Genomic DNA, 26,076 nt, shown 5'->3' on the forward strand with positions numbered 1-26,076 from the left:
TGCCGATTTAATCAATAAAAAAACTGTTTCTTTTTTTTAAGAAACAGTCATTTATACGTATTTGGCTTCCTCTATTTTTAATTTTCGATAGGCTGAAGGCGATAAACCTGTACACTTTTTGAATACCCTACTAAAATAAAAACAGTCTATATAGCCAACACATTCTGCAATCTCAGCTACAGGGATTCCACCATATTCTAGTAAGTCCTTTGCTCGTCTTATACGGTATTCCGTTATATATGTGCTTGGATTCATGCCTGTATGCTGCTCAAATAAATAGGCAAATCGACGTCGTTCAATTTCAAATTCACTAGAAATATTTGATACCGAAAGCTGCTCCGCGTAGTGCTCATGTATATACTGTAAAGCCTGCTCCATCAATTCATTGGCATTATCCAGAACCTTCACTTTTGCCGCTATAAGAATATGTTCCAGCAAATTCATGAATAATGTCTTAGACTTAAATACCGCCATGCTCCCTGGAAAGGAATAGCTTTCTACCAATTGCTGAACTTGGGTAATAATTTGCGTATTATGGCCTGTTTTAATAAGAAAGTGTTGCTGAGCTAGTGGATAGAGTTCCGCCTCATCCATAGGTAAATTATAATGAACTACAGCATATTCCCAAACCTTCTGGCTCGTTACGTTCACTTCAATGGGCATTTGAGAACCGGCATGCACTATTACTCCTGGTTCGATCACATAAGGCGTTCCATTCAGGCTAAAAATAGCACTTCCTGCAAGCGGCACAATAATTCCACACTTTCCTGGTGCAGTAGTTCTCCCTAAATCAACTTCTCCCGGCTCCATTCTTTTCGTAAAGACATCGGTAAATTTTACAGATGCTTGTGCAAAATAATCTATTAAATATTTGATATCCATGTGCTAGCTCCTATACATGTAAAACGCTCTGAATTTGTGAAAAATGATGTAAATCATGGTCAATTAATCCGCCAAAATAATCCGCAACCGTTAGGTTAGACTGCCCAATACTGAACGACTGGTGCCATTGCTCGTCTGTCAATTGCTGAATAGTCTGTAGCAATTGACGCCTTGTCAAAACAAATTCAGTAATCGTTTTTTCTAAACGCTGTTCACGACTTTTTTCAGCTGCCTTCGTGTTCATATGCTCGATATCTGGCCCTTTTGGTAAAGATGTATTTCTAAATAAAAAAGGTATTCGATGTTCTAACACAAATGTATCCCATGGGGTAAGATGTCCTATCACCTCTGCAATCGACCATTTTCCAGATTCAATTGGCATACGCCATTGCTCCTCAGATAAATTCCTCAGATTCTTTACCCAAATAAGAGATTGTTCATAGTGTTTAATAATCCACTTTTTGTCTCGCAGCATTGGATTTGCCCTCCGATTACTGTAGATTGATTTCTAATTTCGGCCATCTTAAATGCCACTGTTTAGAAGTAATTCTTTGGCGATATATCGCATATCTTTCTTTATTTTCAAGGAAAAACGGTGTTGGTTCTATTATGCCAGCACCTAAATGGTGAATACCATATGGTGCAGCTACTTGTAGCCGACCATTTGTTAATTTAATACCGATAGCAGTTGGTAGTATTTTATATTATTTGCGTTGCCAGCACACTTACTTAAAAGCCGTACAGCTCACTCGTGCACTGCTTTTTGGGAGTTGTACAGGAGCTTTTATCGTTTTTTATCAAACTGGTTTTATTCAATGGCACTATGCCATTGCCATGGCATTAGGCTCTATCCTAGGGTCTCAATTGGCGGCCTCCTAGTGCTGCCACATATGCCAATAAAAATAGCCAAACTACTCCTACCTGTCATTATTTCATTGTTGATTATTAAGATGCTATGGAAAATCATTTAATATTGCCACTCAAATGTTCATGAATTAACTTCCATTCACCATTCATCAACGTAAAAATATTTGTCGCTCTACCGCTACCTGATATAAATTTCCCATTATGATAGCCTTCATAGTGATATGTATAAAGACAGGTAGCTGTCTTTTCATCAACGGTTAGCCATGCTATATCAGTCGCTGAATAGACCTCTTCTTGAATTACATTCCATGCGTGATTGAAGTAAGCACCAATTTCCTCTGTAGTCGTACATGTTTTATCCGAAAACCAATATACAGCCTGTGGATGCAAAATAACCTTTACTTCATTAAAATCATGCGTATTTGTTGCTTGGATATAACGTTCTAATGCTTGTTTATATGTCATATTCTCGCCTCCTTTTTAACAATATTATCCCATATCTATCTCCTTATAAATAATGTATTTATGTGATGTTCTCCTTTGAACAGTTCATAAAGAACGCCTATAATAAGGACAAAATCACATAAAAAAACGGAGGATACTATGCTAGCTTCTATTGAAGAACAATCCAATCACCATGTTGCTATATTTAAACGCCCGCTCCCTCATGCGATAGAGGTTGTTTGGGCAGCAATTACTAATAATGACAAGCTGCAAAAGTGGATGAGTAATTTAGAAATCATTGATCTTCGTAACAATGGTAAGATGCATTTTAATATGAACGATGGAACAGATGCCTATGAAACAATAGGCATTACTGATTATGCAGAGAATGAAACTCTCGAATTTGATTGGGGTACGGATACTGTACGATTCGAACTTTCTTCTACTGACGAGGGCACATTACTACTATTAGTGGAGACACTTCAAGCTTTAACGGAGCATACGCCAAAGGATTTAGCAGGGTGGCATATATGTCTGGACTTGTTAGCTGATCTTCTAGAGGGTCAGGAACGGCTAACCTTCCCAATGGAGAGTTGGCAACAGCGATTCCACGACTACAAGGACCTTGTAGATTCCGTAAAGTAAACGATTAAAAAAATCCTAGAGTACAATTGACGTGCACCTCCCATTGTTAGATGCGTCTAATCATTGGGGTCACGTCACAATGACTCTAGGGTTTTTATTATTGGTAAAACGCTGTAGCTATTTCTATGGCCTTTAGAGGGTCCTTTATGGAATCGAGTGTATACACAAGCTTTTCATCCTGCCAAACGATTAAATTGCCTGTCTGATAAACGTCCAATTGAGCCATGCCATATTGCTTTGGAATAGGGAGCATATGACTTTCTAAATATTCTACTACCTGCTTTGCAAGCTTGACACCAGCCTCTGGATTTTCTGTTCGGGTATGTGTAGCAATTGCCCAACGTCCTTCATTCCATCCAGTCCATAAGGAGCCGGCTCCCGCATCTTGGTAACCTTTGATATTGTAACCAAGATCCACCTTTCGCCCACCATTTTGATTAAAATTATCAAACGCTATTTGAGTGCTGGCACCTTCTGCATTATTGTATTGCTTAACGAGCAATCGCCCTATGACGGTTGCTGATTTCTTTAATCGAATATCATTAATAGGTATATTCTCTTTACTTTCATAAAAGACAATTTCCGCCTGATTCCCTTCAGTCCTTGTAGTAGCTGATAAAAAAGCACCCTCTGGAATAGGTAAAGTTGTTGGCATTTTTACGGTGAAATCAGCATGTATTTGATCCTTGATTTGTTGCAGGACCTCTGTTTGTTCCTTTGCTGTTCCATTATTATGATGATTAGCTTGTTCTACAGATATTTGGGTCTCACTTTCATGTGCTTGTTGATTTTCCTCACGATTTGCACAGGCACCTATAAAGCAAATACTCAAAAAAAGGAGAAATAGCATTCTTTTCATTCGTGTGAACCTCCATCTATTAATTTCCTTCTCTCGGTATTTTTCCCTAGTAAAAACCAACTTAAACGTTTGCTATTTTAGCTCGTTAATTCGTTTCGTCAGCTCATTAAATTTTTCATCAAGCTTGGCGTAATCCTTATCCTTAGCTGTGAGAAAGCTTAGTTTACCTAATATTTCTTGCCGCTCCGTTTCTAGTTTTAAACGAAGTGTCATTACATCCTCGTCCTGCTTAACCTCTTTTCTCCATTTTTTCTCTATCTGTTGACCATGAACCTCCCATACACTATTCGTTACCTTATCCAGAAAGTAGCGATCGTGTGAGACGACAAGTAATGTTCCATTGTATTGGGCAAGCGTTTGTTCTAACTGCTCACGAGAAGGCAGGTCAAGATGATTCGTTGGCTCATCTAAAATAAGAACGTTTTTGTCTGCTACTATATATGCCATCAGTTTACATTTTACCCGCTCACCCATGCTCATCTCCCCAATCGAAGATGTCCAATGTGTAGATGTAAAGCCTAGATTTTTCATGAGATTGCGGACTTTCCCTCGCTCTTCAAACGATTCTTGATAAAAATACTGCTCTGGTGTCTGATCAAGCGGTAGGTCAAAGACTTCCTGTGTTAAATAACCAATGTTAGCAGCCGGAGATACCCATACTTCGCCCTCAGCCTTTAATTGACCTAAGATGACTTTTAGAAAACTTGTTTTTCCACTACCATTTGTTCCCGTGACAGCAATTTTATCTCCAAATTGCGCAGTGATGTTCACATCCTTAAACAACAATCTGTCGTCGAAGTGTAAGGAAACATTTTTGGTCTCTAAAAAACGTTTACCGACACGTTGGTTGGTTCCTAAAGAAAAGCGTATTTCTGATTCAGGCTTCACAGCTTCAACCTTTGCCTTCTCAAGCTCTGCTTCTAATCGCTTTTTCTTAGATTTCACCTGGGAATCAAGACGCTTTGCTTTCACACGGTGATATTCCTTAAAACCCTCTAGCTTGGTAGACTGAGCATGACCCTTTTGAGACCATGCTGTTAGTTCCTGCATCTGTGCCTCAATACGCTCAATATTTCTTTGCTGCTTGTCGTATGCACGTTGTTGCGTTAATCTTCGATGCTCTCTTTCAGCCATATAGTTTGAATAATTGCCGTTATGTTCAATAAGTCTCTTGTCCTCAATCGACCAGATTTTTGTCGCTACGTTATCTAAAAAGTAACGATCATGTGAGACAACAATAATCGTTCCCTTATAGTTTTGTACTTGTTTAATCAAAAATGTGGTACTCTGTTCGTCCAAATGATTGGTTGGTTCATCCAGCATTAGAATTTGAGCACCCTGCGAAAAACCTTCTGCCAGGCGCATTTTCAGTTTTTCCCCACCACTTAATGCTTCAAATGGCACATTGGGTACCTTCCATTTAGATAGCAAATCTGCCTCTCTAGCCGTTATTTCCATCCTAGTAAAATGAGCTAGTTCCTGCTCTACAATGGCCGTTTTTACAGATAGTAGCCCTTTTATTTCTCCTGTAGTAGGCACCAGCATACCTCGTATGAATTGAAGCAATGTGGATTTTCCAGCACCATTTCTACCAATAATACCGATTACCTCACCTTGCTTTACGGTAGCAGTCACATGCTCAAATAAGAATGTATCCTTTATTTCATAACTAATATCCTGTAATTTTAAAAGCTCCTTCATACTATCCATCCTCTCCAGTTGGAGGATCAAAAAAATCCCTCCAAGTATTTTGGAAGGATTAGTCATTGCTACATATACACAAATTAACTGTTGAAACAGCTATATTTGTTACTCCATTACTTATTTTAAACATAGTAAAATAAGCTTCTGAAATAGCGTAATATTGGCCTATTAAGACCAATACAAGCGTTAAATATGGAAAATGGGCAGACTAATCCTATTTTTATGGTTGGTGAAATTTAAATTTCATCTGTAAAAAATAAGATTAGTTATTCATTAGCCACCCATCGTCCCTTCATCTTTTATTACCGTCATTGTAACACCATTTTTTTGAAAATGAAACTTTCTTTGCGCGACATTATCTGAAACATTCAAATGAACGAATTTGATTTCTCGTTATCGTACGGAAATACCAGCCATACCGACTACTCCAACGAAAGCCAGCAATGAATTCTCTTCCTATAACAGTTGGGAAAAACCAAAAGCTCCTACCTGTATTCAACCAAATAAAGGTGTTTCTAAATAGGCAGGAGCGAATACCACTTGATCCTTCTCGCCGTGCAGGCACTGGTGGCGAAAAGCCTGGTGGTGCACTCATTGGCATTTGTCCTGCCGGAGGCGGACCAAAATTAGGTGGACCAAATGGCGGTGTTTCAAAATTATCATCGCCACCCCAGCCAGGTCTTCTAAAATTATCTTCTCTAAATGGATTATTGTACACACAAGCCCTCCTTTTACATAATTCAATATATGTAATCGGGCATTTAACCGTTGAGCCATTGCCTACCTAGGTGAAGATAATAGCAGCGTATTTTCCCTCATGCTATAACCTCTGGCAGCACATCTTAGTAAGGTATAGGTATGCATCTCATCGTAAGAGTATGGCTCTGATTATGTACAAAAAAATGGTGGAATGACTGCAAACTATTGAGATAAATATGACTGCATAATTCCCCAATCCTCTACTTTTTCGTCAAAGGATTTAATATTTTTCCCTGGTATCGGACTCGTTGACGGCATTTTTTTATAAGCTCGTCCAGCTAAAAGCTCTAATCCAATATGCTTTTTAAAAACATCGAATGCCTTCGCCCCATTAAAGAGTACTAACTCGATGTTCGGGTAGCTTTGAAAAAGAGTTTGAAAATCATTTGGCTTTTCATTACGAATCGCCGCATCTAGGCTCCCTTTTCTCTCACAGGCTTCAATTGTGTCCCAAAGACCGATTGCATGCTTTCTTAATAAAGCCATTCTCTCACCATAATCGTCAGGAACTTCAATATGCAATAGCTCATCAATGATGGGCCAAAAGTGATTGCGTGGATTACCGTAGTACTGCTGTTTTTCTAATGACAGTTTTCCCGGCATGGAGCCAACAATTAGCACCTTTGTGGATGAATCTACAACGGGTAATAATACATTTTTTACTTCACTAGACACAACAATCACTCTCCTTTTCTCTATTGTAGCGGAAAATCAGATCCGGCAAGTATATCTTGGCTTGGTACTAATAAAGGAAGCTGGGATGAATGATTCCTCACATACGATCGAACAATTTCATAGCCTATACAATAGCCTATCCACGGTGGAAGCTCTCCACCATATAAAAATGGTCGATGCTTTTCCAATCCCAGAAGCTGTAGGTTTGGCAAAAACTGAGATTTCCATAGTTTTAAAACCTTCTCGAACGTATAGTCAGTTAACCACGGTGCTAGCCATTGATCTCCGTAAAGTTCTTTCACTGCACATTCTGCTAACCCCTCTAATATAAGAGAATCCAATAAAGTCATTTTGGCTAAAGACTTTTTAAGATAGTGTAAACGGCAAACATGGTTATATTCATGGGCGAGTAATGCTTGAAGCTCCTGTTTTTCTACTTCTCCCACAAATAAAAAAAGCGAATGAGGATACGCCACACCATTTTTGTTAGTGATAGTTTGTTGTCGGGTAATTGGAAATATATATATAGGTATAGTTGGACCATCCCACTTCTGCTGTAAGTACATAAACTCCTGCTCCACACAGCCCCACACATTCTTCTGTTTCAGTCTCTCTAGATGAATCTCTTCCTCTGGTAAAAAAAGACCCTGCTGCTGTAATTCGAAGTGTATTTCCTCTGGATATCCCTCTTGAAATAGTTTGACCAAACGATCACATAGAATCGAACACTGTAAGCTATATAGCTCATCACTGCTCTTAGATTTTCTGGCTAATTCATACTCCTCAAGCCACTTATGTGTAGACTCAACTGCCATGTCATCACCTCTTGATAGTATATGTGATGAATAGACAATCGGCTAAAGATAAATGCATTAATTAGCATATATTAGCTTGTAATGAAGTAGAAAGGAGGGATATTTGTGAATCCAACTGATGCTTACAATGTTTGTTGTAAATATCACGGTAAACGAGTTCGAATTTCGGATACATCTGGTAGAGTACATGTTGGGGAAATCACGAGGGTAGACAGAAGACAGGTATGGATTCTACCTGATAGAAGATATGGTGGTTATGGTCTAGGCTTTTGGGGATATGGTGGAGGAGGATTTGGCGTTGGCATTGCACTAGGAACTGTTCTAGGTATTGCACTAGCTCCAATTATTTTCTTCTAGGTTATATTGATGTGAAAAACGAGCCATTTCAAACATTGTTGAGATGGCTCATTTTTCATTATTGAACTTGCTCTTGCTGCTGTTTACTTTCAATCAACTCGGATATTGTAACAAATGTGTAGCCCTGCTTTTTTAATGCTGGTATTATCTCCTCTAATGCTTGAATGGTTTGTGTACGATTTCCACCACCATCATGAAATAATATGACATCGCCAGGCTTTGTGCCCTTCATAACCTTTTGTACAATTTTCTTTACACCGGGCTCTTTCCAATCCTGAGTATCCTGATGCCAAGACCACATCACGACCTTGTAGCCATCCTTAACAGCGGCATTTATCATAGCATCTGTGTAATTTCCACCAACAGGACGGAATAAAACAGGGGAAAAACCAGTAATACCATAAATCGTGTCATTCGTCTGTCGAAGCTCTTCTTGCAATTTATTGATGGAAGCTTTAAACGGATGTGTATACGTATGATTCGCTAATTCATGCCCTTCTGTATAAGAACGTAAAACAAGCTCTGGATATTTTTCAGCGTTTTTTCCAATAATAAAAAAAGTCGCTTTGGCATCATATTTGGCTAATAAATCAAGCACCGCCGCTGTGTATTTGGGATGTGGGCCATCATCAAAGGTAAGTGCCACTATTTTATCCTCCGTGTTAATATCCCACACAACTTTTCCAGTCTCCTCATAATACGGACGTCCTTTATTAGCATGAGCTTTGAACCCTACAAAAAATCCCGAGATGATTAAAACAAAAACCGTTAAAACCCATACATATTTACGTGTCATAGCATCACCTCCCAAGTCCACATTCACAGAACTCCGTCAACTTACTATTTGCGAATTACCGTTAATTATACTTGTGAGAGACGTCTGTTTTCTCGTTTTAATTATTTCAAAAAAACTTATAAAATTGAACGAAATGTGAAACATCATTCATATTCCTTTATTTTTTTCTTTATTCATGTAAAATGAAATCATCACTGATATATAACAATTAATTAAATTTAATAAATGTTATGTAACAGAAAAAAGGAGATACTATAAATGTGGATAATTACCGTATTTGAAGAAAACACGTATCGGATGTTTGAATATACTTCTAAAAATGAAGCAACCATTGCATTGAGTAAATGTAAACAAACCGCTTTATTGTCTTATACAAAGTGAATGCTAAAAGGAATCTATTCGCCAAGAGTAGATTCCTTTTTATTATTTTGATATTAGACTTTTTTCTTTATTACCAAGAGTTTTTTTATTAGAAATGTCGAACACCTTGATAGTTATCGCCATATGTATATAGAGAAAAGGAGTGATTTCAATGGTGACAATTGAACCTATCATGATTAAGGGACATTTCTTCACTGCAGTAGTTGTTCAATTACCTAAAACAACACTACTGACTATTTCTAATAATACTGGCTACATTATGTGCGGCGCATTAGATGTAGGTCTGTTAAATAGTCGCTTGGTTGATCGAAAAATTATTGCTGGTCGGGCAGTTGGTGTGAAAACGATTGATGAGTTATTAACGGCTCCGTTAGAATCCGTGACTTATGAAGCCGAACAACTTGGCATTACAGAAGGAATGAGTGGCGTCGAGGCACTGTTAAAAATGATTTAATATATAAAAAAGCGTCTTTTTTAGAACGTATGACTAGACGCTTTTCCTTTTTTTGAACCCCTACACTGGTTGAATAAGCAAACTCTCTCTTCCCCATACTGTGGGACAAAGGGAGCGTGTTGTCATGAATAATAATAAGCATTTTAAAATACATGTAACTTTCCTTGCGATTGCTTTAATCGTTTTTATCTGGTCTGTTATTAAACCATCCTCCTACTTAGATTGGCTCGCTGAAGTTAGCCCAGGAATTGTTGCGATAATTATTGTAGTTTGTATTTATCCTAAATTCCGATTCACAACCATTTCTTACTTGATCATTACCCTATTATCAATTCTAACTTTTATAGGTGGGCATTATACGTATTCAGAGGTGCCACTATTTAATTGGATAAAAGAAGAATTTAATTTGCATCGTAATAATTACGATCGCTTCGGTCATTTTTTAAAAGGCTTGCTGACCATTGTTATAAGAGAAATTTTAATTCGAAAAACCCCTCTTACAAAAGGGGCTTGGCTAACAGGTATCTCCATTAGTATTTTGCTTGCGATTGCTGCATTTTATGAAATCATTGAATGGTTAAGCACAAGAATCTCGAAGGGCAGTAAAGGGGCCAAAGACTTTTTAGGGATGCAGGGAGATCGTTGGGATGCTCAATGGGACATGTCTTTAGCCTTGCTAGGTTCCATTATTACCTTGCTTTTATTGACAAAGCTCCATGATAAATATTTAAAAAAATTAAACAATTAAAATCATTTTTTGCATAGTATGATGAATAAAAATCTTATGAAAGGTGGTATTGTATGTACTATGCACAGCTCCATCATCAGGCATCCATTCCCCCACGTGTTATAACTGTAACGGGCAATGGGCAGGTAAAGGCGAAGCCAAGCGCCATGCAACTACAAATAGAAGTTCAAACACAAGGCCAAAATGTACAAGAGCCACAGCAGAAGAATGCGGCTACTATGAATCAAGTCATTCAATCCATTACAGCCCTTGGAATTCCAAGCGAACAAATTCAAACAGCTGCCTATACAATTACCCCACTTTATCATTTTGAAGACGGTCAACAAATTTTCACTGGTTATGAAGTAACGAATGCCATTACCGTCAATGTATCAGATCCTGAACGTGTTGGCTTCATCATTGATACGGCTGTAGAAAACGGGGCAAATCGTATCAGCAACATTCAATTCAAAGTTGACCATGCAGATGCTTACTATCAGCAAGCATTGAGTTTAGCTCTGCATAATGCTCAAGCAAAGGCAAAAACCATTGCAGAAACTATGCATTTACCTTTGCAGCTCCTCCCCACTGAAATTGTCGAAGAACAAGTTAATACGCCTATTCTTTATCGCTCAATGGCCGTTTCCTCCGATATAACACCTATAGAACAAGGTCAAATCGACATAAATGCCTCTGTCCGCGTGAACTTTCAATATTGAATGATGACTTAAGCCTTCTGCGAAACAACAGCGGAAGGCTTTCCTACTGTGAATTCCATACCCGTTCTAATACAACTTATCAATAGTAAAAGGCTATATTTCTTCATTTTTTTCTACCCTCTTCATGCCAAAATAATTTGTTCCTATAACACCTATAACAATTATTACTCCGCCAATTAAATGGTACGTCTGGAAGGATTCGTGTAAAAATAAAACACCCGCAAATATAGTAATAAGCGTAGCCAAATTACTAAAAACACTCATTTTAGAGGCCTCTAATATAGATAGAGCATAATTTGATAAATAAGACGTGCCGAGCGAGGATAATAGGCCTAAATATAAAATGGCGATAATAAAATCAACATGTAGAAGTGGCTTAAAAAATTCATGGATAGTACCCTTCATCATATGATCTCCAATAGCTATCCCATTAAAAATGACAAATCCACATAATGTCATGACATATGTTAATGTCAGTAAAGAAAATTGCTTGGTAAGCCTTCTTGCAAAGACGTTATAAATCGATGCCGCAATTGCTGAAAATAAAACAAACCCACTGCCAATAATATTTCCAGTAGTAGCATTTGCCCCGTTCATCATTAGCATATACATCACACCAAGTACAGAAAACGCAATGGCTACAAACTGTCCACGTGTAGCTTTTTCCTTTAACAATAAACCTGCTAGTGCTAATGTAAAAATAGGAATCGTTGCTTGAATAATTCCCGCTTCTGATGAGGAAATTCTAGCAAGTCCAAGCACTTGAAACGTGAAAAAAACTATGGGATACAATATGGCTAAAGGTAGAATTTTTAATAAATCATGTTTTTTTATTGTTAGCTTATTTTTCGTAAATACTAGTACAATAACAATGCCGATGAAAGCAACTGAAAAACGATGAGCTAATGTATCCATAGGGCTCGCTACTGTTAATGTAACCTTCACAAATAGGAATGAAAGCCCAATGATCAATGCATACGAAATCGCTGCTATATAGGCATTTCTTTTTTGGGACATACGATAATGCTCCTTCTCCATCAATTCCGGCCGGTATGGTTATCGTATAAAAAAGAGCACCATTTGACGATATAAAAAAAACACATCTGTACCGATACAGATGCGTTGGAGGTTATATATGTTTAAATATGAATGGATTTATTCACAGCTTATGACTCAAATACAGGCAGGCACTCTTCCATCAGGGGCAAAGCTACCTTCAATCCGCCAGTTATCACAGCAATACTCCTGCAGTAAAAGTACTATTTTAACTTCTTTAAAAAAACTTGAGGAGCAGCATCTTATCTATGCATTACCGAAAAGCGGTTACTATGTTGTTGACCATCAAGTGCCCTTTCAGCCACAGGTTCAAGACCATATAGATTTTGCTACCTCCTCACCTAGCTGGCATGCTTTCCCGTACCAAGATTTTCAACATTGCATCAACAAGGCAATCGATACATACCAAGCAGACCTATTTAGATACGGGACACCGAAAGGCTTACCATCTCTCATAAAAGAAGCCAAAAAACTATTAACAAATTATCAAGTGTTCACAAAAGAGGAAAATATATTTATCACTTCTGGTGTCCAACAATCCCTATCTTTGCTAAGTATTATGCCATTCCCAAATGGTCGCTCAACCATTTTAGTGGAGCAGCCTAGTTATCATTTGTATATGGATTATTTGAAAACCTATGGAATTCCCGCTATCGGCATTAAAAGAACAACAGATGGCATTGATCTAGATGAATTAGAGCGCATTTTTAGTCATTACGACATTAAGTTTTTTTACACGATGCCTCGCTTGCACAATCCTCTAGGGACTTCATACAGCAAGCAGGAAAAAGATATAATCCGTAAACTTGCTTATCAATATCATGTATACATTGTTGAAGATGATTATTTAGCGGATTTCGAGCAAAATTCGAAAATAGATCCCATTGTTACCGATGATACACAGCAACATGTCATCTATTTAAAAAGTTTCTCTAAAATCATGTTTCCTGGCTTACGTATTGGGCTAGCCGTTTTACCAGATATCTTCATCCGGACATTTCAGCAATATAAAAATACCACTGATATTGATAGCTCGATGATTTCCCAGGCAGCTTTAGAGCTATACCTAAAAAGTGGCATGTTTGAACGATATCAAAAGAAGGTCAGCGAGTCTTATGCCATACGAGCTAACATACTGCAACAATCGATAACAACCCATTTGGCAAAGTATAAGGCTTCTAAGGACATTTGTATGCATAGCCACATTATTTTACCAAGACAGGTTAATACCGATAAACTGATCCAGCAAATGAAACAAAGCCATATACTTTTAGATACCATTAACCGCAATTATTTAGACGAATTTTATCATGAACGAATATTGAAATTAAATGTATCCAATGTGGAAGAATCAAAAATTGAAATGGGTATAAAGGAAATTTCCTTATCTCTTAACGATCCTAACAATTACTTTTATTAAAAGTCATTCATGAAACCTTCTTGATCTTCATATATTTAGACATCATAAATTGGTTCAATAAGGAGGATTCAATGCACTCTGAGAAATTGCGACTAAGGAAAATCCAGCGTCTCGCATATGAAATTATGGATGAGATGCACAAAGAAAAAGACCGCACGGAAATGCATAAATTAATCCCGATCATTGATAACTTGTCGCGGGCAATTGGAGATTTAACAGATTCGGTGGGTAAGTACTCATTGGATTATGTAGAGGAAAAAGTAAAAACTGCACATGAACTTTTATTTAATAAAGAAAAGGTCGATGCTTATTAATAAAGACAGGGAAAAAGGGTAACCCTATAAGTGGCTACCCCTTTTTTTCATTAATGCGTTTCAGGTTCGAATGTTTTACAGTCAGTTTCCTCACTGTTGGAAGCATGTTGTCCCTTCTGGCTGACAACATAAATTTTTTCTGCTGTGCATTTGTTTCCAGAATCCCAAAATGTGCAGTTATTGACTTCACATAGAATTTCTTGTGCCATCGTTTCACACCTCCTCTTTGTTAGCTTTAACAAATTAGAGGTAAACAATACGTGAATAAGTAAAGTCAGCCCTCGGTTCACACATGAGTGCCGCGTATCCACCATACTCCATACTAAATCCCTATATTTAACTAATCCGTTACTTTTGTTGGTGTTGCTTCCTGTACAATTATTAGACCGTCATATGCATCTGCAGGTGTCATTTTAATGGTATAAAGCATTTTTGTAAGCTTATACCAAGGACGAAAATCATCGCCTACATTGCCCATTCTTTGCTCCTTTGTAAGGATATTAGATAGCTCGTCTGATTGACTAGCATTTTCAAAATCCACATACAAGATGTTGTCATGGATATCACTAAAAGCATCCACTAGAGCGTTATGATGTTCAATCGTATACTCCTTACGCTCACCAGACCCATTTGGTGCTTGGAATGTATTTGTCACAAAGTCCGTACCAATGGCAAAGTACTGATCTTTATAGTGCTCATTTAAATATTGTCCCATCGACTTATAACCTGCCATTGTAGCAGACGTTTTATCTATATGGCCATTATGACCAGACATCAATACTTTATCATGGCCCTTCGTCGCTTCGAAATCAACAATCCATTGTAAATTTTGAGCTAAGTATTCATCACGTAAATTCATATAATTGCCATCGTTTAAAAACAATTGCGTACGTTGCTTTAAAATTTGTGCATATTGCGCCGCAAAAGAGAAGGCATCCTTTGATGACTCTTTCTCATAGCTTTCCTTGTTTGATTGTAAATCTTTGATGATGGCATCGATTGTTTGATCAAGCTCTACTAACTGGCTATTCGATAATTCTCTCATTGTTTTGTTGGACACATGTTCTAGCTGAGCTGTATATTGCTTAGCCGTTTCAGCATCGACATCCGCATAATAATCAAGTAAACCCTTTTTGCTATCATCATAGCGTTGCATATCATTACCATAAAAATAAATTTTATCTTCTTCCTTGGCTGTTACGTTATAGTCATGCATCCATTGCACAAAGTCCACCATTTGTTCAGTTTGATAAATGCCGTAATCCAGTGCTTTAATAGCATCTTGCGCCGTGCCAACACTATTGACTATAAATTGATTTATTTGTTGGGCTCCCCCAAAATCCCCCTCTAAAACAAAGACTCGAACATTTTCATTCTTCATCACCGCTTCAAATAAATCCTTTTTTAAGGCTTGGAATTCAATATTTCCGTGTGTTGCCTCTCCAAAGCCAATAATTTTTACATCATCAGGAATAGTAATATCTTTTATTTCACTACTATATTGTGAGGCATCTTTGACAGCCGTCCCCTGTCCACAGCCAGCTAAAACTGCTAGTAGTATACATGTAGTTAATAATCTCAAACTTCGTTTCATTTTCATGTCAATTCTCCCTTAAGGTTAAATGGCTTTTCGTTGGAAGTAGTAATACCCACCAAGGAAAAATAGGATGAAGCCACCACCGACAACTGTTAACAATTGCTCCCATGGTACAAAAAATACATCGTCTGTGCTGCCACCAATATACATCATCGAAAAGGGCTGTGCCCAAGGATAATAAGGTCCAATACGTTCAGAATTTATAGCAAAAATAGAGGGTAATGTAAATACCACATTGACTGCAAAAGGAGCGGCAAAACTTTTAAACATAATCGACATCCATAATTGAAGGGCTACTAAAGGCAATGTCGCTACCCATCCTCCCACAATACTTTTCCACACAATCTCGATTGGGAAAGGATCAGTATAGCCCTTGATCATCCCAACAGTAAAAACTGAACATAAATACAATACCTGCATCGCCATAACAAGCAGTACAATTAACGCATATTTAGTGACAAATACTTTCCCCCTCGTTACAGGTAATGCTAATAGCTGCTTCCAGCCACCAGATTGATGTTCATACCTACAGATGAGACTAGCAAAGACCCCCGTAATAAGTGGTAAAAATAATAAAGCATATGTTAAATTCATGGAGAACAAAGCAATATACCATTCATTGATTGGTACTCCAGACATATTATCTTCTAAATTGGCCGATAATCCGATAAATAGCCCAATAATGGGTCCTGCGAAAATGATCGGTACCATCTTTGATTTACGTAACTTAAACCATTCAGCTCGCAGTATAGCCGTCATTTACTTCACGTCCCTTCTTGCAAAATCAATCATGCCAACCATATAGAGGAAGATACCTATTCCTACCCCTAGCATGACATTGATGATCGGCTCATCCCATTGATTCATCAACGACGGCCATTTCCATATCATCCAATCGGGTAAAACATAGGAAGAATAGGCAAAAATCACTCCGAAAATACCTACAGTAATAGGAATCCCTTGATTATGGCAAACACTTGCAATCCATAGCTGGAGAGCTAGAATTGGCAATGCTGCTAAAGCTGGGAAGTAACTATACTTGGCGAGCTCTAAGTAGGGTATCGGTTCACCTAAGCTTAAAAATAATCCATAACTCAGTGTGAATAGCATCAATAGCGTTGAAGACAAAAATAACAGAATCGCCAATACTGTAAATTTAGATAAATACACGGATAGTTTAGAAACAGGTAAGGCGATGAGCTGTTTCCACGCATTTGTCTCGTTTTCAATACTCGCCATGAATGACGTTAGGATAGCAATACCTAGTACAATGGCTAGCGGTGTAAAGGAATGAATGTTTTGTAAAAAATAACCCCAATCATCCTCGCTCTGCTGTAAAAGATAGTCTTTCCTCACACCGTAATTGACCATTTGCAGAGCAACTACACCACTGGGACCTAAAAGTGTTAATAACCATAAACCTTTGCGTTTCATTTTTAAAAAATCAGCAGTTAATAATTTACCCATCATAGCACTAGCTCTCCCGCCGTCATTTGCAGGAAAATATCCTCCAATGAGCGTTTCTCTTCTTCTACTCGAAATACTGAAATTCCCTCCTGAACAAGTACCTGAACAATATGGGCTACTTTTTCGTCAGAGCATTCCTCTAAGAAAATGACACCATCCTGATAGTCTGCCTTAATGCCATTTGCTAAAAGAGAACGCCATCCTTTTTCGCTATTGCTAACTTTAAAAACCACCTTTGGTTGTGCAAATTTACGCATTTCCTCAATGGAATCTTGAAAAATCAATGTTCCTCTAGAAACAATGCCTACCTGTGTAGCCATTTGATCGATTTCTGATAATAAATGGCTGGAAATAATAATGGTCATGCCGTATTCCTTCGGCAGTCTTTTAATTAGATTGCGAATTTCAATAATACCTGAAGGATCGAGGCCATTCGTTGGCTCATCTAAAATGAGTAACTCTGGGTTGTGCAATAAAGCAGCCGCAATCCCAAGACGTTGTTTCATTCCTAGTGAAAAGCCCTTTACTTTCTTATTGGCAACTTCCTTCAAACGGACAATTTGCAGCACTTCATCGATTCTAGTTTTTGGCACACCTAGTATTTTTCGTAGTGCCTCCAAGTTCTCATAGGCTGTCAAATGTGCATAATAAGATGGATTTTCAACTAATGAGCCTACGTTCGTTAAAATTTGAATACGGTCCTTCGCAATGTCCTTTTGAAAAATTTTTATGGTCCCTGAGGATGGTTTCATTAGACCAAGAAGCATGCGAATCGTTGTTGTTTTCCCCGCTCCATTAGGTCCTAAAAATCCGTAAATTTCACCTTTGCGTATTTGTAAATTTATATTTGATACAGCTTGTTCTTTTCCAAAGTATTTTGATAAATTTTGTGTTTGTACGATATATTCCAATATCCTCACCTCATTAACTATCATAAGAATGGAAGTTTAAAAATAGGTAAGGGCTAAGTTTAAATTTTGTTTAAAAAAGCATTTTTTCCATAAAAAAATCTGCGAGCTTTTTACTGATCAAGCTTCGCAGATGGATTTGCATGTTTTATTATTATTTTTGTCCCCGATGGATCTGAAGAAATATCCCACTCTAAATGCATGCCCTTTACCATAACATCTATAATGGATAGGCCAATCCCTGCACCTTTTGCATTCGATTCATTTTTCATACCATTCCCATGATCCTCAATAATAAATGCTGTATAATTCGCTGTTGACTCTGTTTTCACACCTATATATTTCCCGCTATTGGCGTGACGCAGTACATTTTGGAAGAGATTATCTAATATGCGCCCTAACCAAATGGGGTCTACACACCATTCATGATGTTCAAATGCTTGTAGCTCAATATCAATGGTAAATCCCTCACGCTCAAAAACTGGGTACCATGTCGTCAGGTGCTCTCGAACAAAACGAATAGCATTGATTTTTTTCGGTTCAAATTTATATTTACTTGCCATGAGCAATGTGTAGGACATTAAATTTTCAATTAAAGCATCAATATTCACGATAGATGTTTCCATCGCCCGTAACGCCTGTTTACCTTCCTCTGACAATGTTTCTTTGCTAATGGAGTAAGATTGAGCTCTTACCTTTGTTAAAGGTGTCCGCAAATCATGTGAAAGATTTGCAATTAGCTCTCGTCTTAGTTGCTCTTCTTTTTGCTGACGCTGTTTGCTTTCTCTCAGCTCACAAACCATTCTGTTGAAACTATGCTCCAGTTGCCCAATTTCGTCCTTTTTTTTCACATGGATTTCAATAGGTAAACCATCTACATCCCGTATTTCCATGGCATCTTGAAGATGTAAAAGTCTCTTTCGGATTCCTTTGAAAAATAACAATGATACGACAATGAAAAATAGAATAATCGCAATCACACCAAAAAATAAGAGATTACCGTAGTTTTCATAAATATTGATAAGTGGTGGATTAAATACGTTTCTTGGAACTTCTAACACAATAAAGCCATTGGACACATCATCACCTAAGAAAGCAATAACAGTAAATGGGTCTCCTCCATACCGCTGCTTTATAAATTTAGTAGTAAATGCTGGTGTCCACTTTGCTGGAAGCTCCTCCTGCACATTTACCGTAGTCAATAATGTCCCGTCTTCACTTACCCAGAACATAGAAGCCGTAGGTAATTGCTCTTGCCACTTTTGAAAAAGCTGGGTAATGGCATCATTTGATACATTGTTTATATTTTTAGACTGAGCATGCCATTGCTCCTCAATTTCACTTTCCAAAAGGATCTCACTAGAAAACTCTCCTACCCCTGTCTTCGTAATTCCTAATACAAACATAGCTGTCCCCATATAAGAAATTTGAACAATGGATAAGGCTAATATAATGATCAACATATATTTAGCTAGTAGTGAACGGAAGAATTTCATAGTTTCACCCTATACCCAATCCCTCGAATCGTTTCGATAATCATTGGCTTTGCGGGATTTATTTCTATCTTTTCTCTTAAATATCGAATATGTACCATCAATGTTTTATCACCTTCGATATAGCTTTCACCCCAAACGCCCTCATAAAGTTGCTCTTTCGTTAAAATTTGATTGAGGTGGCGAATAAAATACTGTAAGAGATAAAACTGTTTACCCGTCAAGAGAATTTCTTCTTCAGTCAATGTATTAATAATTCTCATATCTTTTGTATACATTTTAAGATGCTGTAGTTCTAGCACATCATCATTTTTTTGGTATCTTCTCAGTAATACTTCAAGCCTTGCTACTAGTTCATCTGGATGGAAAGGCTTTGTTAAATAATCATCTGCGAAATTCAAGCCTTCTATTTTATCTTCGACTGCTGTTCTCGCCGATAGCATTAGAATAGGCAGTTCTTTATTTTCCCTTTTAATTCTTTTACCGATGGAAAATCCGTCTAACCCAGGTAACATCACATCCAGTATGGCAATATCCTTTGAGGCAATATGTTGCTCAATACCATCCCCAGACTCTAGCCATGTTACCTCATAGCCCCTTTCAGTTAAATCTTTACTAACCCAATGTCCTATTTCCTTTTCATCCTCTATGTATAATATACGAATCAATGTTTCACCCTCCTTATGCCTATATTGAAAGATATACTAAAATACCATATTTTGCATTATACATTTATCTTAAAATGAAGTACAAGATAAATTCCATACATGGTTATTATATGGTAATCTTCTACTTATTTTCTTCCTATTTTTTTATGAGGGCATGAAAAAACGCAACTTTTTTATCACTTGAAAAAGTTGCGTTTTCTGTTTACAGAATGTTGTGGCTTGAATCGAACATTTCACTCCGTAAACCTATCTATTGTTTTGCCCCTGCTTGCATAAGAATGTTGCTAATTTCCTGAAATCCTCGAGATTGTGCATGCTGAAGGGGAGAGATTCCCCTTGCATCTGCCAAATGAACATCCGCTCCATGTTCAATCAATATATGAATAGTTTCCTGATATTTTGGACCACCATCCCCATAGACGATTGCTTCTAACAATGCCGTCCAGCCTGGTTTATTCATATGGTTTACATCGACATTTGTATGCTCAAGAATTTCTTGAACATTCTCTACATAACCATGCTCTGCTGCTGGAATTAATGCCGTCCCCCCAAATCTATTGAAGATGGTAGGGTCTGCTCCTGCCTCAATCGTTAGCCTCAAAATTTCTAAGTAACCTTCGGCGCCTGCATAAAGGAAAGGATTATTTTCCATATGATCTCTTTTATTAATGTCTGCACCCTGCTCAATCAAAACCTATACAACATCAGGGTAATTTCCATAGGTTGCAATCATAGCAGCCGTTCTTCCCTGCTCATCAGCAACATTAATATCGATTCCTTTATTTAAAATTTCCGTAACTTGTGTAGCTTCCCCCTGAGTCGCAGCTTGAAAGAAATCCATTTTTAATTGAATTTTATCCGCCTCAGTTAATTGATTAAAGCTTTCAAGAGCAAGGATATTGGCGATTTCTTTCAATCCCTTTCCCTGAGCATGCTGCAATGGCTTCACACCATCTAAATCAGCCATATTCATATCCGCACCATGAGCTAGTAAAACCTTCACCGTTTCTTGTTGCTTTTCTCCTCCGTCACCTAAAATAATGGCCTCCATTAACGCCGTCCAGCCTAAGTTGTTCACATGATTTACATCCATAGTCGTTTGCCCGAGGAGATATTTGACTATATCGACATAACCATGCTCCGATGCGGGAATTAAAGCTGTTCCTCCATAGCGATTGGTTAGCGTCGGATCAGCCCCTGCCTGATTTGCGAGTTTTAAAATATCGATATTGCCTTCTGCACCCGCATATAAAAATGGATTGTTATCCAGTTCATCTTGAATATTTACATCTGCCCCTGCGTCAATAAGAGCCTTGACAGTGGTCACATCATTGTTATAGGTTGCAATCATCATTGGGGTACGCCCTTTAGCATCTTGAATATTTAAATCAATATTTTCATCAGCTATTAATTTGTAGACAGCCTCTCGATCTCCCTGTTCGGCCGCTTGTAGTAGCTGATCTCCCACTAGTCCAACTTCTTTTTGAGTATCCTTATGGTCGTTTAGTGTACACGCTTGGAGGAGGAACACGATTCCTAAACATACTATGAACCATTTTTTTATCATGTCAGTGTTCAGCTCCTTTTGGCTATTGCATCGTACTTTTATGTTGTAATGGATCTCTCCGCAGCTTTCCTATTCGTTTCATCGAGATAGCGCTACTTACGATGAGGACCAATGCTCCAAATAAATACGGGAGATTCAAATGAAGATCAAATAATATTCCAGCAAGTACGGGTCCAAAAATTTGCCCGAGACTCATATAAGCATTGTTTAAGCCTGCCACAAAGCCCTGTTCATTCCCTGCCTCTTTCGATAAAAGAGTATTAATGGTTGGCCGTAAAATATTATTAAATGAGAAGTATAGCATCGTTATTACCATGATGTAGTAAAAATTAGCGGACAGCAGTAAAAGGACGAGCGCCGTAGCCGAAAATAGAAGCATACTACTAATAATATGCTTTTCTTCAAACTTTTTAGTAAGCCAGCTTGTTAATAATAATTGATTCACTGTTCCAACGAAGGAACAAACCATAAATAAAATAGAAATCTGTCTTGTTGTAAAACCATACTTCTGTGTGACTACTAACGGATAAGCTGTTTCAAAGTGAGCCAGTCCAAACGTCAGTGAAAATACCATAAATAGCAAAATAAAATAAGGAGATTTAATAGATTGTGCAAGCTGTTGAAATATATTTTCCTTTTTTAAATTTGATTCAACATATCGTGTAGTCCTTTGTGATTCAGGTAATAAAAATAAACAGCTAATGGCTGCTAAAACACCAACAATAGCTGACGTAAAGAACGGAGCTCTCGTGCCTAATTCTGCTAACAGCCCACCTAAGCCTGGTCCAACAATAAATCCTGAAGACATAGACGCCCCTAAAAACGACATCGCCCTCGATCGTTTTTCTTCGGTGGTAATATCTACGATGTAAGCCATTATAGAAGGAACCAATGCTGCTGATCCCATCCCCCCAATAAAACGTGAAATAAGAAAAATGGTGAAATTGCTTGCTAAAGCCCCAACTAAATTGGATAACGCAAACAAAATTAGACCACTAATAATCATTGGCTTTCGGCCATACTTATCAGAAAACCTCCCAGCTATAGGTGAAAATAAAAATTGTGTTAATCCGAAAGCAGATACTAAATATCCTGCTGCTTTACCACTTGCACCGAACTCAATCAGTAGCTGTGGGAGAATCGGTATGACAAGACCTGCACCAAGCATAGCGAGAAACATATAAACTAATAGAAGTGGAAATACGGTTTTAGTTGGCATAGTAGTTGTCCCTTTCACACATAGGTGCGAGAAAATGGAGACGTATCTCCTTTTTTCTTTTATACAAATATGCTAACATGGCACTAACTATATGAAAAATATTAAAAAAATATGTTTTACTTAGGTTTTTCGAATAATAAGGAGGTGTACTTTTAATTGGATATTCGACAACTACGATATTTCATTGCGATTGTAGAGGAAAAAAAGATTTCTGCTGCGGCCGAGAGGCTACATATTTCTCAGCCTCCATTAAGCCAGCATTTAAAAGCAATGGAGGAAGAACTAGGCTCAAAGCTAGTGGAGAGAAGTGGAAAATATTTTGAAGTCACTGAGGCTGGAAAAACCTTATATAAATACGCACTCCAGGTTGCTCAACTAATGAAGGAAGCTGATGCGGAAGTTAAAGATGTAGGATTAGGCATTCATGGACGATTAACATTAGGCATTAATACGTTTTCGGTAGTTGAGCTCCCTTCATTAATACATCAATTTCAACAGCACTATCCTAAGGTAACTTATAAGATCCAGCAAAATGAATCCTCTTATCTATGTAAGCTTGTAAGAGACCGTATAGTTGAATTGGCTATCATACGATTACCTTTAGAATTAGATGATTTCTCTGTTCTTCATATGTATACAGAGCCATTTTACTTTATTCAATCCGACAAAAATGATCGACTAGCACATGACGTGACACTGGCAGAAATTCAAAATTGGCCACTCCTTTTACCAAGTACTGAAGGGTTAGGCGTTCACTATTCAATACTAGAAGCCTTTTCACGCTTTCAATTACAATCCCATATCGTGGGTGAATGTTCAGATACCGCACTTTTAATGAATTTAATTGCTACGGGATTTAGCTCCTCTATCGTACCTGAAACTATTCTAAAGCAATATGGTGATTTACCCCTTCATGCATACAAAATACCGTCAGAAGAATTATCTACCTCTGTAGGACTCGTATGGCTGAAAAATCATTACTTATCAAAAGCCGCGCAAAACTTTGTGGATTTAATGAGAAGAAATTATTGTTAATGTATCACTAGATCGCTAACACAAAAAAGGAATATACTTGCTATTTTCAGACTGTAGACAAACTCATATAAATATTGAGCTTGTCTACAGTCTTCTCTGTAATATGGTCGCTTTTCGGGGGATGTTACTCTAAAGGAATTCCACCTATTCCAAAATAGCTGCTCTTATTATGTGAGATACCTACTGAATAATTAACATATCGTTCTCATCGAACTGCCACATATCGCCGTAAGCAACTTCCCAATAGAAGCCATTCGGATCTTGGAAGTAACCACTATAACCACCCCAGAATACAGTTTCGGGCTCTTTAACTATTTTTGCGCCAGCCTTTTTGGCTACTGCAAAAATACTATCCACCTCTTCTTTTGATTTTCCATTATAAGCAAGTGTGATTCCACCGAAGCCATGGCCAATTTCAGGTGGGTTTCCTTCATTAATATCTTTAGCCAACCTTTCAATTGGAAATAGTGATATTTTCGTCCCTCCATTATTAAAGAACATAACATCAGGATTTGTTTCCTCTCCGTAAACTACAACCTCGAAACCTAGCCCTTCTCGGTAAAAGGCGAGAGACTCCACCATATCTTTCACACCTAATGTAATCAAATTTAAACGATTCATCTGCCAAACCCCTTTTTATAGTATTACTACATATATTCTCCATCGAACAAACATTTCCTTTAATACTGAAATAAAGCATGCATAACAATTATCTTGCCACAACGACTAGTAGATGTGGTCCATATAGAGGCTCGTCATTTTAATGAACAATATTTTTATCCCTCTAGCCATTGTTAGCTCACAAAAGTTACCTCTACGTTTCTATGACACAAAAAAGTGCGTACTTTTTTTGAAGGCATGTTAGCAGCATAATGAAAAAGCAATCAAGCAATCACAAAACATGGAGGACTTAAAATGATTACTCATTTACAAGATACAATCACATTAAACAATGGGCTACAAATGCCTGGAATGGGGTTAGGTGTTTTTCAAGTCGCGAATGATGCTACAGCCGATATGGTTAAAAATGCTATTGAAGTTGGTTATCGTAGCATTGATACTGCCGCAATTTATGGCAATGAAGCTGGTGTCGGGAAAGGTATTAAACAGGCGCTAACATCAACTAACCTGCAACGTGAAGATTTATTTATAACATCAAAAGTTTGGAATGATGGATTAAGCTATGAGGAAACTGTTACTGCCTATGAGGAAAGCCTAGAAAAACTAGGTCTGGATTATTTAGATCTTTACCTTATTCATTGGCCCGGGAAAGATAAGTATGCTGAATCTTGGAAAGCGCTAGAGGACCTATATGATCAAGGTAAGATCAAAGCAATTGGTGTTTGTAACTTTACTGTTGCGCATTTAGAAAAATTACTATCATTTGCACGTGTGAAGCCGGTTGTGAATCAGGTAGAATTCCATCCACGCTTACAGCAAGCTGAGCTACGTTCATTCTGCGTCAAGCACGAAATTCAACTTGAGGCTTGGGCACCATTAATGCAAGGTGGACTTCTTGAAGATGCAACAATTTCAAAAATAGCAGAAAAATATAGAAAATCAAATACCCAAGTTATTTTACGCTGGGATGTACAAAATGGCATTATCACTATTCCTAAATCTGTGCGTCGAGAACGTATGATGCAAAATGCTGATATTTTCAACTTTCAGCTAACAGATGAGGAAATGGCTATGATCGATGCGATGAACCTTGAACAACGTGTGGGACCAAACCCAGATGAATTCGACTTTGCTCTATAAGCTGTACAAAAAGGAAAAGAGACTGTCTTCAATATGACAGTCTCTTTCTCCCCTCATTACGATGTTTGCTGCATGGCGATATCTTCATCACGCTGTTTTAACAATACATCTTCACCTTTATCCTGTAATAATTCAACATGCTTTTCGCCCCAAGTGCAAAGCATGTTCAAAATAGGTTCCATTCCGTGTCCATAAGACGTTAAGGAATATTCAACTTTTGGTGGTACTTGATTGAAGACTTTTCGATGAATTAATCCAGCCTGCTCCAATTCTCTCAATTGATTTGTGAGCATTTTTTGTGAAATCCCCGGAATCAATCGTCGAAATTCATTTGTACGAATTTTACCATGGTGGTTTAAATGACAAAGAATAATCGGTTTCCATTTACCACCAATAACTTCTAGCGTAGCTTCAACACCAATATTATAAACTTTTTGCATCGTAAACCCCCTGTAATATTCAAAAGTAACTAAAAGTACTCTACGTA

32 protein-coding genes and 2 pseudogenes are annotated in these 26,076 nt (G+C 37.7%); 12 read left to right on the forward strand and 22 right to left on the reverse strand.

Annotated elements, in window-relative coordinates; genetic code table 11:
• Nucleotides 1-51 precede the first annotated feature (51 nt).
• Genes AC07YC_RS13770 through AC07YC_RS13780 form a run of 3 tightly spaced genes read right to left on the reverse strand, consistent with a single transcriptional unit; the run spans nt 52 to nt 1,580 of the window.
• A complete protein-coding gene (locus AC07YC_RS13770; RefSeq protein ID WP_336635621.1) occupies nt 52-882 on the reverse strand; it encodes a helix-turn-helix domain-containing protein in 831 nt (276 codons plus the stop codon).
• A 10-nt stretch (nt 883-892) separates the two neighbouring features.
• Nucleotides 893-1,357: a DinB family protein gene (locus AC07YC_RS13775; RefSeq protein WP_336635622.1), complete on the reverse strand. Its 465-nt coding sequence runs from the start codon at nt 1,355-1,357 to the stop codon at nt 893-895.
• Nucleotides 1,358-1,373: 16 nt separating this feature from the next.
• On the reverse strand, nt 1,374-1,580 hold the full coding sequence (locus AC07YC_RS13780) for a nucleotidyltransferase family protein (protein ID WP_336635716.1): 207 nt from the start codon (nt 1,578-1,580) through the stop codon (nt 1,374-1,376).
• Here AC07YC_RS13780 and AC07YC_RS13785 point away from each other — a divergent pair.
• Nucleotides 1,576-1,853: pseudogene (locus AC07YC_RS13785) on the forward strand (TSUP family transporter); the annotation flags it as partial. The gene AC07YC_RS13780 and the pseudogene AC07YC_RS13785 overlap by 5 nt on opposite strands.
• Here the strand turns inward: AC07YC_RS13785 and AC07YC_RS13790 are convergent.
• Nucleotides 1,846-2,214: a YybH family protein gene (locus tag AC07YC_RS13790; protein WP_336635623.1), complete on the reverse strand. Its 369-nt coding sequence runs from the start codon at nt 2,212-2,214 to the stop codon at nt 1,846-1,848. The pseudogene AC07YC_RS13785 and the gene AC07YC_RS13790 sit on opposite strands and share 8 nt — an antisense overlap.
• A 138-nt stretch (nt 2,215-2,352) precedes the next feature.
• On the opposite strand from AC07YC_RS13790, the gene AC07YC_RS13795 reads away from it, so the two are divergent.
• Nucleotides 2,353-2,838: an SRPBCC family protein gene (locus AC07YC_RS13795; protein WP_494919663.1), complete on the forward strand. Its 486-nt coding sequence runs from the start codon at nt 2,353-2,355 to the stop codon at nt 2,836-2,838.
• A gap of 97 nt (nt 2,839-2,935) precedes the next feature.
• Here the strand turns inward: AC07YC_RS13795 and AC07YC_RS13800 are convergent, their stop codons facing one another.
• Complete coding sequence (locus tag AC07YC_RS13800; RefSeq protein WP_494919664.1) at nt 2,936-3,697, reverse strand: hypothetical protein; 762 nt, start codon at nt 3,695-3,697, stop codon at nt 2,936-2,938.
• Between the two features lie 72 nt (nt 3,698-3,769).
• The gene (abc-f, locus tag AC07YC_RS13805) at nt 3,770-5,398 is read right to left on the reverse strand and encodes a ribosomal protection-like ABC-F family protein (protein ID WP_494919665.1); all 1,629 of its coding nucleotides are present in this window, start codon (nt 5,396-5,398) and stop codon (nt 3,770-3,772) included.
• Between the two features lie 446 nt (nt 5,399-5,844).
• Here abc-f and AC07YC_RS13810 point away from each other — a divergent pair, with 446 nt between their 5' ends.
• Nucleotides 5,845-6,189 carry a hypothetical protein gene (locus AC07YC_RS13810; RefSeq protein WP_494919666.1) on the forward strand — a complete coding sequence of 115 codons (345 nt, stop codon included), beginning with the start codon at nt 5,845-5,847 and terminating at the stop codon, nt 6,187-6,189.
• Between the two features lie 133 nt (nt 6,190-6,322).
• On the opposite strand, the gene AC07YC_RS13815 is transcribed toward AC07YC_RS13810, so the two are convergent.
• Both AC07YC_RS13815 and AC07YC_RS13820 read right to left on the reverse strand, forming a co-directional pair.
• Nucleotides 6,323-6,835 carry a DNA-deoxyinosine glycosylase gene (locus AC07YC_RS13815; RefSeq protein WP_494919667.1) on the reverse strand — a complete coding sequence of 171 codons (513 nt, stop codon included), beginning with the start codon at nt 6,833-6,835 and terminating at the stop codon, nt 6,323-6,325.
• A 20-nt stretch (nt 6,836-6,855) separates the two neighbouring features.
• The gene (locus AC07YC_RS13820) at nt 6,856-7,650 is read right to left on the reverse strand and encodes a DUF2268 domain-containing putative Zn-dependent protease (protein WP_494919668.1); all 795 of its coding nucleotides are present in this window, start codon (nt 7,648-7,650) and stop codon (nt 6,856-6,858) included.
• A gap of 105 nt (nt 7,651-7,755) precedes the next feature.
• Between AC07YC_RS13820 and AC07YC_RS13825 the strand changes: the two genes are divergently transcribed.
• Nucleotides 7,756-8,007 (forward strand): hypothetical protein, encoded by a 252-nt coding sequence (locus AC07YC_RS13825; RefSeq protein WP_336635629.1) that lies wholly within the window; start codon nt 7,756-7,758, stop codon nt 8,005-8,007.
• A gap of 58 nt (nt 8,008-8,065) precedes the next feature.
• Here the strand turns inward: AC07YC_RS13825 and AC07YC_RS13830 are convergent, their stop codons facing one another.
• Complete coding sequence (locus AC07YC_RS13830) at nt 8,066-8,803, reverse strand: polysaccharide deacetylase family protein (RefSeq protein ID WP_336635630.1); 738 nt, start codon at nt 8,801-8,803, stop codon at nt 8,066-8,068.
• 258 nt (nt 8,804-9,061) lie between these two features.
• On the opposite strand from AC07YC_RS13830, the gene AC07YC_RS13835 reads away from it, so the two are divergent.
• From AC07YC_RS13835 to AC07YC_RS13850, 4 genes are all read left to right on the forward strand, one after another.
• Nucleotides 9,062-9,184 carry a hypothetical protein gene (locus AC07YC_RS13835; RefSeq protein ID WP_336635631.1) on the forward strand — a complete coding sequence of 41 codons (123 nt, stop codon included), beginning with the start codon at nt 9,062-9,064 and terminating at the stop codon, nt 9,182-9,184.
• A 151-nt stretch (nt 9,185-9,335) separates the two neighbouring features.
• Nucleotides 9,336-9,638 carry a YunC family protein gene (locus AC07YC_RS13840; RefSeq protein WP_008175342.1) on the forward strand — a complete coding sequence of 101 codons (303 nt, stop codon included), beginning with the start codon at nt 9,336-9,338 and terminating at the stop codon, nt 9,636-9,638.
• Nucleotides 9,639-9,762: 124 nt separating this feature from the next.
• Nucleotides 9,763-10,386 carry a DUF2238 domain-containing protein gene (locus AC07YC_RS13845; RefSeq protein ID WP_494919669.1) on the forward strand — a complete coding sequence of 208 codons (624 nt, stop codon included), beginning with the start codon at nt 9,763-9,765 and terminating at the stop codon, nt 10,384-10,386.
• 53 nt (nt 10,387-10,439) lie between these two features.
• Entirely contained in the window at nt 10,440-11,084 is a 645-nt protein-coding gene (locus AC07YC_RS13850; RefSeq protein ID WP_336635633.1) for an SIMPL domain-containing protein, read from the forward strand.
• Nucleotides 11,085-11,177: 93 nt separating this feature from the next.
• Here AC07YC_RS13850 and AC07YC_RS13855 read toward each other — a convergent pair whose 3' ends face one another.
• Nucleotides 11,178-12,101: a DMT family transporter gene (locus AC07YC_RS13855; protein ID WP_494919670.1), complete on the reverse strand. Its 924-nt coding sequence runs from the start codon at nt 12,099-12,101 to the stop codon at nt 11,178-11,180.
• Between the two features lie 118 nt (nt 12,102-12,219).
• Here AC07YC_RS13855 and AC07YC_RS13860 point away from each other — a divergent pair, with 118 nt between their 5' ends.
• Both AC07YC_RS13860 and AC07YC_RS13865 read left to right on the forward strand, forming a co-directional pair.
• Nucleotides 12,220-13,560 (forward strand): aminotransferase-like domain-containing protein, encoded by a 1,341-nt coding sequence (locus AC07YC_RS13860; protein WP_494919671.1) that lies wholly within the window; start codon nt 12,220-12,222, stop codon nt 13,558-13,560.
• 71 nt (nt 13,561-13,631) lie between these two features.
• Nucleotides 13,632-13,874: a hypothetical protein gene (locus AC07YC_RS13865; RefSeq protein ID WP_008175353.1), complete on the forward strand. Its 243-nt coding sequence runs from the start codon at nt 13,632-13,634 to the stop codon at nt 13,872-13,874.
• Nucleotides 13,875-13,924: 50 nt separating this feature from the next.
• Here AC07YC_RS13865 and AC07YC_RS13870 read toward each other — a convergent pair whose 3' ends face one another.
• The 10 genes and pseudogenes from AC07YC_RS13870 to AC07YC_RS13915 form a co-directional block, all read right to left on the reverse strand.
• A complete protein-coding gene (locus AC07YC_RS13870; protein ID WP_004231699.1) occupies nt 13,925-14,083 on the reverse strand; it encodes a DUF1540 domain-containing protein in 159 nt (52 codons plus the stop codon).
• 131 nt (nt 14,084-14,214) lie between these two features.
• Nucleotides 14,215-15,474, reverse strand: coding sequence for an erythromycin esterase family protein (locus tag AC07YC_RS13875; RefSeq protein WP_494919672.1), 1,260 nt, complete (start codon nt 15,472-15,474; stop codon nt 14,215-14,217).
• Nucleotides 15,475-15,492: 18 nt separating this feature from the next.
• Nucleotides 15,493-16,230: an ABC transporter permease gene (locus AC07YC_RS13880; RefSeq protein ID WP_494919673.1), complete on the reverse strand. Its 738-nt coding sequence runs from the start codon at nt 16,228-16,230 to the stop codon at nt 15,493-15,495.
• The gene (locus AC07YC_RS13885; protein WP_494919674.1) at nt 16,231-16,941 is read right to left on the reverse strand and encodes an ABC transporter permease; all 711 of its coding nucleotides are present in this window, start codon (nt 16,939-16,941) and stop codon (nt 16,231-16,233) included.
• The gene (locus AC07YC_RS13890) at nt 16,938-17,849 is read right to left on the reverse strand and encodes an ABC transporter ATP-binding protein (RefSeq protein WP_494919675.1); all 912 of its coding nucleotides are present in this window, start codon (nt 17,847-17,849) and stop codon (nt 16,938-16,940) included. Before AC07YC_RS13890 ends, AC07YC_RS13885 begins: the two co-directional genes overlap by 4 nt.
• Before the next feature lie 110 nt (nt 17,850-17,959).
• On the reverse strand, nt 17,960-19,342 hold the full coding sequence (locus AC07YC_RS13895) for a sensor histidine kinase (RefSeq protein WP_494919676.1): 1,383 nt from the start codon (nt 19,340-19,342) through the stop codon (nt 17,960-17,962).
• Complete coding sequence (locus AC07YC_RS13900) at nt 19,339-20,007, reverse strand: response regulator transcription factor (protein WP_036121404.1); 669 nt, start codon at nt 20,005-20,007, stop codon at nt 19,339-19,341. The genes AC07YC_RS13895 and AC07YC_RS13900 overlap by 4 nt, the downstream gene beginning before the upstream one ends.
• A 250-nt stretch (nt 20,008-20,257) precedes the next feature.
• Entirely contained in the window at nt 20,258-20,659 is a 402-nt protein-coding gene (locus AC07YC_RS13905; protein WP_494919677.1) for an ankyrin repeat domain-containing protein, read from the reverse strand.
• A gap of 240 nt (nt 20,660-20,899) precedes the next feature.
• Nucleotides 20,900-21,574 (reverse strand): annotated as a pseudogene (locus AC07YC_RS13910) (ankyrin repeat domain-containing protein); the annotation flags it as partial.
• A 22-nt stretch (nt 21,575-21,596) separates the two neighbouring features.
• Entirely contained in the window at nt 21,597-22,793 is a 1,197-nt protein-coding gene (locus AC07YC_RS13915; protein ID WP_336635641.1) for an MFS transporter, read from the reverse strand.
• A 156-nt stretch (nt 22,794-22,949) separates the two neighbouring features.
• Here AC07YC_RS13915 and AC07YC_RS13920 point away from each other — a divergent pair, with 156 nt between their 5' ends.
• Nucleotides 22,950-23,828: a LysR family transcriptional regulator gene (locus AC07YC_RS13920; RefSeq protein WP_336635642.1), complete on the forward strand. Its 879-nt coding sequence runs from the start codon at nt 22,950-22,952 to the stop codon at nt 23,826-23,828.
• 180 nt (nt 23,829-24,008) lie between these two features.
• Here the strand turns inward: AC07YC_RS13920 and AC07YC_RS13925 are convergent, their stop codons facing one another.
• Nucleotides 24,009-24,449, reverse strand: a complete 441-nt coding sequence (locus tag AC07YC_RS13925; protein ID WP_336635643.1) for a VOC family protein — start codon at nt 24,447-24,449, stop codon at nt 24,009-24,011.
• A gap of 294 nt (nt 24,450-24,743) precedes the next feature.
• Here AC07YC_RS13925 and AC07YC_RS13930 point away from each other — a divergent pair, with 294 nt between their 5' ends.
• Complete coding sequence (locus AC07YC_RS13930; protein WP_494919678.1) at nt 24,744-25,589, forward strand: aldo/keto reductase; 846 nt, start codon at nt 24,744-24,746, stop codon at nt 25,587-25,589.
• Nucleotides 25,590-25,645: 56 nt separating this feature from the next.
• On the opposite strand, the gene AC07YC_RS13935 is transcribed toward AC07YC_RS13930, so the two are convergent.
• Nucleotides 25,646-26,029: a winged helix-turn-helix transcriptional regulator gene (locus AC07YC_RS13935; protein ID WP_008175386.1), complete on the reverse strand. Its 384-nt coding sequence runs from the start codon at nt 26,027-26,029 to the stop codon at nt 25,646-25,648.
• Nucleotides 26,030-26,076 lie beyond the last annotated feature (47 nt).

The organism is Lysinibacillus sp. GW247-5R2A (assembly GCF_059424475.1).